Source organism: Rhodococcus sp. Leaf233 (assembly GCF_001426165.1).
GTDB lineage: Bacteria > Actinomycetota > Actinomycetes > Mycobacteriales > Mycobacteriaceae > Rhodococcoides > Rhodococcoides fascians.
In genome coordinates this window covers 1-5082 of the sequence record NZ_LMRO01000007.1, presented here as the reverse complement: position 1 = coordinate 5082, position 5082 = coordinate 1, and the positions used below count along the sequence as shown (strand labels likewise).

General features: G+C 65.4%; 1 protein-coding gene. It reads left to right on the top strand.

Translation table 11 applies throughout. The features are described 5' to 3' along the window. The coding region (locus ASH04_RS07840) for a non-ribosomal peptide synthetase (RefSeq protein WP_156394501.1) at positions 1-5082 on the top strand (5082 nt) is incomplete at both ends.

Sequence of the window (5082 nt, the reverse complement as noted above, 5' to 3'; positions counted from 1 at the left end):
CTACCTGCGCACATGGTGCCCTCGGCGTTCGTGATGTTGGAGTCGATCCCGTTGACTCCGGCCGGCAAACTCGACCGCAAAGCCCTCCCCGAACCCGAACTCGGTTCCCAGAGCACCACGGAGTCGCCGGAAACCGAGTATGAGGCGGCTGTGGCTGCCGTGTTCTGCGACGTACTGGAGCTCGATCGTGTCGGCGTCACCGACAACTTCTTCGATCTCGGCGGAAACTCCCTTGTCGCAACACGTTTGATTGCGCGCGTCAACGCAGCTCTGGGTACGGATCTGCGGGTTCTCGATCTGTTCGAGGCATCGACGGTTCGCACCCTCGCCGACCGTGCGGAGTCGACGGGCGCATCGCTGCACCGTCGCCCGGCACTGGTTCCCGCCGATCGGCCGGAGTCCGTTCCGCTGTCGCTGGCGCAACAACGCATGTGGTTCATCAATCAGTTCGATGCATCCTCGCCTGCGTACAACATTCCTCTACTCGTTCGCCTGTCGGGCCGGCTGGACGTCGATGCGATGTCCGCTGCCGTCGGCGACGTGCTGACTCGACACGAGTCGCTGCGCACGGTGTTCCCCACAGTGGGCGACCTGCCGAATCAGGTGATACTTCCGCCCGAGAACGTCACCGGACCGAACCTTCCGCTCCGTGTCGTCGACGTGACTGCCGATGCCGTCGACGCACTCGTGCGTACCTCCGCCACAACGGGCTTCGACGTCACCGTCGATCTGCCTTTCCGGGCGGTTCTGTACCGCACCGCCCCGGAGAGCTTCGTGCTCTCGATCGTGGTCCATCACATCGCTGCCGACGGCGCCTCGATGGCACCGCTCGCCCGCGACGTCATGGTCGCCTACAGTGCTCGATCCGCGGGTTCGCAGCCGACATGGACGCCACTGCCGGTGCAGTACGCAGACTTCGCGCTGTGGCAGCACGACGTGCTCGGCGACGAGAACGACCCCACGTCCGTGGCAGCACGCCAGATCGAATTCTGGAAGTCCGCGCTGACCGACCTTCCCGACGTACTACCGATGCCGCTCGACCGACCACGCCCCACCCGTCAGTCGATGCGCGGCAGCGTCACACCGTTCACCATTCCGGCCGATGTCGCAGCTCGCCTGTCTTCGGTTGCTGCCGAACACGAGTCGACTCTGTTCATGGTGGTGCACTCCGCTCTGGCCGTGCTCCTCGCGCGCCTGAGCGGCACCCAGGACATCGCCATCGGCACCCCGATCGCCGGCCGAGGGGACGCAGCACTCGACGATCTCGTCGGAATGTTCGTCGGAACCCTCGTTCTCCGCACGCAGGTCGAGCCACAGGCCAGCTTCGCCGAACTGCTCGCCGGCGCTCGTAGCTCCGACCTCGCGGCCTTCGACAACACCGACATTCCGTTCGAGCGGCTCGTGGACGTACTCGATCCCGCCAGGTCGACCGATCATTCACCCCTGTTCCAGGTGCTCCTCGAATTCCAGAACAACGCCACCGCCGTGCTCGAGCTGCCCGAACTCGTCGTCGAATTCGAGGAGATCGGTACCGACACTGCGAAATTCGATCTGCAGCTTCGCGTCGACCAGGAACCGGTCGACGAGTCCGGGGCCCTGTCGGCGTCGTTCACGTACGCAACGGATCTGTTCGATCCCGAGACCATCGACCGTTTCGTCGACCGGTTCCTGAGGATCGTCGCGACCATCGGCAGCTCGACGGACATTCGTACCGGCGACATCGACATTCTGTCCCCGACCGAACGAGAACTCGTACTGTTCGAGTGGAACGACACCGCACGTCTCATCGAGGATCCGGTCCACCGTCAGCTCCACACCGGGGCCGTCGACATGACTCTGAGCAGTCTGTTCGACCGTCAGGTGCTGCGCAGTCCGTACTCGACCGCCCTCGTCTTCGAGGACGAGCACATCACCTACCTGGAGCTGGACGAGCGCGCCAATCAGCTTGCACGGCATCTCATTTCACTGGGCGTGGGGCCCGAGTCCCACGTCGGGCTCGCGATCCGACGTTCGATCGATCTGCTAGTGGGCATGTACGCGATCGTCAAGGCCGGCGGTGCCTATGTACCGATCGACCCCGATCACCCGGTCGAGCGATCGTCCTACGTGCTGTCGAGCGCTCAGCCGGTGTGCATTCTCACCACGAGCCGCGATTGGATCGACATCGCGGTCGCCACTCCTGTTCTCGCGGTGGATCTTCTCGACGTCTCCGATCGCGACCGCTCCGCGATCACCGACCAGGACCGCCTCGGAAGCCTGCACGGAGCCAACACCGCCTACGTGATCTACACCTCCGGCTCCACCGGCCGACCCAAGGGCGTCGCCGTCACGCACTCGGCCATCGTGAACCGACTGCTGTGGATGCAGGACGAGTACCACCTCGCGCCCGCCGACACGGTGTTGCAGAAGACCCCGGCCACGTTCGACGTATCGGTGTGGGAGTTCTTCTGGCCCCTACAGGTCGGTGCCAAGCTCGTCGTGGCGGAGCCCGATGGCCATCGCGACCCGGTGTACCTGTCGAAGATCATCGCGGCCGAACACATCACCACCGCGCACTTCGTGCCGTCGATGCTCGCGGTGTTCGCAGCCGGAGCTCGGGCTGCGGACTGTGTGTCACTGCGGCTCGTCTTCTGCAGTGGCGAAGCACTTCCGCCCGCCACCGCCGCGCAGTTCGCGCAGTTCTCCCAGGCCGAGCTGCACAACCTCTACGGTCCTACCGAGGCCGCCGTCGACGTCAGCTACTACCACGTCACCGGCCACGACGGCGTGTCCATTCCTATCGGTTCACCGGTCTGGAACACCCGCCTGTACGTGCTCGACGCGTCGCTTCGACCGGCCCCGATCGGTGCTCCCGGGGAGCTGTACCTGGCCGGAGTTCAGCTCGCTCGCGGCTATGTCGGCCGCGGCGATCTCACCGCCGATCGCTTCGTCGCCGATCCGTTCGGCGAGCCGGGTGAACGTCTCTACCGCACCGGCGACCTGGTTCGTTGGCGCGCCGACGGCGAACTCGAGTACATCGGCCGTACCGACTTCCAGGTGAAGCTGCGTGGTCTGCGTATCGAGCTTCCCGAGATCGAAGCGGTGCTGCTGCGCTCGGAGTCCGTCGCCCAGGCAATCGCTCTGGTGCACAAGGATCCGAACACCGGCGAGACGTTGGTGGCCTACGTGGTCTCCGCGTCCGGTCACGCGGTCGACTCGGCCGAGGTGATCGCCGAAGCCGGGCGCCGGCTGCCGGGGTACATGGTGCCCTCGCATGTGGTCGTACTCGACTCACTTCCTCTCAATGCCAGCGGCAAGCTCGACCGAAAGGCGCTGCCGGCCCCCGAGTTCACCGTTGCTGCGTCCGAATTCGTCGGACCGGAGAACCCGGTCGAAGAGATCGTCGCGGGCGTCTTCGCGGATCTGCTCGGCGTCGCACAGGTCAGCACGACCTCGAGCTTCTTCGAGATCGGCGGCAACTCGCTGATCGCGATGCGCCTCGTCGCACGCGTCAATGCCGCCCTCGGAACCGACATCGGCATCCGAGATCTGTTCGATTCACCGACTGTCCGATCGCTGTCCGCGGGCATCGACGTCAGCACACAGGACTCCGCACCGACGCCTCGGTTGGTGCCACAGGAACGACCCGCGGTGGTGCCGCTGTCTCTGGCACAGCAGCGGATGTGGTTCATCAATCAGTACGACACCGAGTCGGCTGCCTACAACGTCGCGTTCGCGATGCGCCTGAGCGGCATCCTCGACGTCGACGCGATGCGCTCGGCCATAGCCGACGTGCTCACACGCCACGAGTCTCTTCGAACGATGTTCCCGCTCACCGACGACGGCCCCGTGCAGTCCGTCCTCGACGTGGCATCGGCCGTTCCGGACCTGACTCCGGTTCCCGCAGAGGACGACCGGCAGGTCGCCGAGCTCATCGGCGCCGTCGCCGGTGCCGGCTTCGACGTCGTGGCCGATGTTCCGTTGCGCGTCCGCCTGATCCGTCAGGGCGAGAACGAACACGTACTCGTCATGGTGGTCCATCACATCTCCTCCGACGGCTTCTCCAGCGCGCCGCTCGCCCGCGACCTGATGGTGGCGTACAGCGCCCGAGCTGCAGGTCATGCGCCGAGCCAGGAACCGTTGCCGGTGCAGTACGCCGACTACGCGCTGTGGCAGCGCCGATTCCTCGGCGAGGAATCCGATCCCGACTCCCTGATGGCGAAGCAGGTGACGTACTGGGTCGACGCGTTGGCGGGTAGCCCGGAAGTGCTGCCGTTGCCGACCGATCGTCCGCGTCCGGCAGTGGCGTCCTTGCGCGGCGACACCGTCTCGTTCGCGATCGATCCCGCAGTGCATGCTCGGCTCGTCGCCGTTGCTGCGCAGCACAATTCGAGCTCGTTCATGATCGTGCACGCCGCTCTGGCCGTGCTGTTGGCACGGCTGTCCGGTACCGAGGACATTTCGGTCGGCACACCGATCTCCGGTCGAGGCGATGCCGCACTCGACGAGCTCGTCGGCATGTTCGTCAACACGCTCGTCCTCCGCACCCAGGTGCCCGGGTCGACTCCGTTCGAGGATCTGTTGGCGGATGTGCGCACCGTCGACCTGGCGGCCTTCACCCACGCGGACGTGCCGTTCGAGCGGGTCGTCGACGCCGTCGACCCCGCCAGGTCCACCGCTCACGCCCCGTTGTTCCAGGTGATGCTCGAGTTCCAGCACACCGATCGACCGACGGTGACCTTGCCCGGGCTGTCGATCGAGGGCATCGAACTGCCCAACGACATCTCCAACTTCGACCTGCAGCTCACGGTCTCCGAGGAGTTCGACGCTTCCGGGAACCCGGTCGGCATCGAAGCCAGCTTCCGTTACGCCACAGAACTGTTCGATGCCGACACCGTGCGTGTCATGTCCGATCGTCTGGTGCGGATCCTCGACGCTGTGACGGCCACGCCGTCCGTTCGCGTCGGCGACATCGACATCCTCTCGAGCGACGAGTACTCGGCGTTGGCTCCGGTTCGTGGTCCGCGTTCTGTTGCGGGTGTGGTGTTGCCGGAGTTGTTGGCTGGTGCGGTCGGTGTTGCTGGTGTCGGTGGTGTTGCGGTG